The sequence below is a fragment of the Methanobrevibacter sp. genome (genome assembly GCF_036307625.1).
Taxonomy (GTDB): domain Archaea; phylum Methanobacteriota; class Methanobacteria; order Methanobacteriales; family Methanobacteriaceae; genus Methanocatella.
This window is the reverse complement of sequence record NZ_JAXJXF010000011.1, coordinates 1-2205: the sequence shown is the minus strand read 5'-3', so window position 1 is coordinate 2205 and position 2205 is coordinate 1. Positions and strand designations below refer to the sequence as shown.

Below are 2205 nucleotides of genomic sequence, written 5' to 3'. Positions count from 1 at the left end.
TTTTATATTCGATATGTTAACTGTTTAAATTATCGTATCTCTTTTTGATTTAATTCAACCTATTTTCGTATTTTATTATATGTATTTATACAATTTCTGCATTGTTTATTTTTTTGTTCATTTATATTTCATAAAATACTGTTATTGTAGTACTTTTTTTACTAATTCTAATGAATATGTTTCATATTTTCTATTGTAGAATGAATATTTTTTATTTTTTTAATTAGTATGCTTTCGTTTAATTGTTTTAGGATTATTTTTGATTGAACATTATTTTAATAATTCTTTTAATAATATGAAATATATTTAATTTTTTATAAATATATTGTAAAAAGAAAACATATATACTCCTTTTAATTAATAATATATATAGTAAAAGGTTTAATGAATGAGGTAGATTATGAATAAAAAAACAATACTTATTTCTTTTTGCTTGTTTTTTGTATTCTTTTCAGTATTATCCTCTTCTTCGGCTTCTGATATCGCAGGAAATGCGACTTTAGTTGGTGTTGATGATAATCAAAATGATTTGAAAGCGATCAACACGCAGCAGGAGCTTCTCAAGGTTTCTTCAGGAACTTTCAGTCAGTTGAATGATATTGTAACAAATGATTCCATACCTTCGGGTGGGGTAATTAGCTTGAATTCAGGCTATAAATACTCTGATACCGATTCTGGAATAAATGGTATTTCTATAGGTAAAAGCATAACAATCAACGGTAACGGATACACATTGGACGCTTCCAGCAGGTCATCAATATTCAATATATTGGGCAATTCCCATGTAATATTGAAAAATCTCACATTTGCCAACGGATATGGTGATGATGGTGGTGCCATTAATGTAGGGGCAGGTTCAAGCATTGAGCTTATTGACTGTATATTCTTAAATAACACTGCAACAAACAATGGTGGAGCAGTATTTATTAACAGCGATAGTCTAACCTCAGATTCATTAATCAAGTTTTCCACATTTAAGGATAATACTGCAGCAAACGGCGGTTCAATATATGTCATGAGTTCAACATTGTATATTTCAGCATCTGAATTTACAGACAATATTGCAAAATCCTGTGGGGGATCATTATTTGTTGACGGCATTCTTCACATTAGCCAAACTGCCTTTGAAGGCAACCGTGCTTATAGTGGTGGAGCGATTTATTTAAACGATACTTCTAAGACTAATTCTACAATAGAAAATTCTAAATTCAATAATTGTAACGCTACTGTTGATGGTGGTGCAGTTTACATAAGTGCAGATAACGTTCATGCAAAAAATTTGATATTCGAAAATAATGTTGCAGGTGATGACGGTGGTGCAATATACTGGGAAGGTAACACTGGTGTTATCTACAATGTCACCTGTAGAAACAATAAAGGTATAAGTATTGATAAACTTGATGGTACTACTTCAAGTACTCGCGGTGGTAGTATCTGTCTTACCGGTTCTAATGTAATCCTTTCAGATTCCAAGTTCACTTCAAGTTCAGCATATATGGATGACAATAAGAATTACTCTAAGGTTGATGGTGGTGCTTTATTTATCACAGGTAATGATGTAGTTGTTAGTGGTACTACATTTGATGCATGTAATGCTACCAATAATGGTGGTGCAGTATATGTCATTGGTAATAATACATCAATAATCAACTGTGATTTTAAAGACTGTATCGGAAGGGATGCAGGTGCTTTATACATTAGTGGAATTAATTGTAACTTGTCCAATTCTACCTTCACTGATAATGTAGCTTATGATGACGGAGGTGCAATATATTGGGAAGGTGATTATGGATATATGTATAACAGTACTTGTGTGAATAATAAAGGTGTAAGTGGCTATGATCCTCTAGAAGGTGAATACTCAAACTCTAAAGGTGGAACTATCTGCCTTACCGGTTCTAATGTTACTGTAGATATGTCATCTTTCACCCAAAGTTCTGCAAAGGCTGATGGTGGTGCATTGTTCATTACAGGTAGTGATGTTAAGGTAATGCATTCTGACTTTGATGACTGTATTTCTACTGATAATCATGGTGGCGCAATATATATTATAGGTAATCGCACTTCCGTTTCAAGCTGTACATTTGATAATTGTCATGTCAACAATCAGGATGTCGATAATCATCGTGGTGGAGCAATTTTTGTAGAAGGAAACAGTGCACATATTTCAGATTCATCATTCACCAATACTCATGCTCTCATTGG

General features: G+C 32.6%; 1 protein-coding gene. It reads left to right on the top strand.

Annotation, left to right across the window (positions count from 1 at the left end; translation table 11 throughout):
- Positions 1-400 precede the first annotated feature (400 nt).
- On the top strand, positions 401-2205 hold a 1805-nt coding region (locus UIB65_RS00535), incomplete at its 3' end, for a hypothetical protein (RefSeq protein ID WP_330039210.1).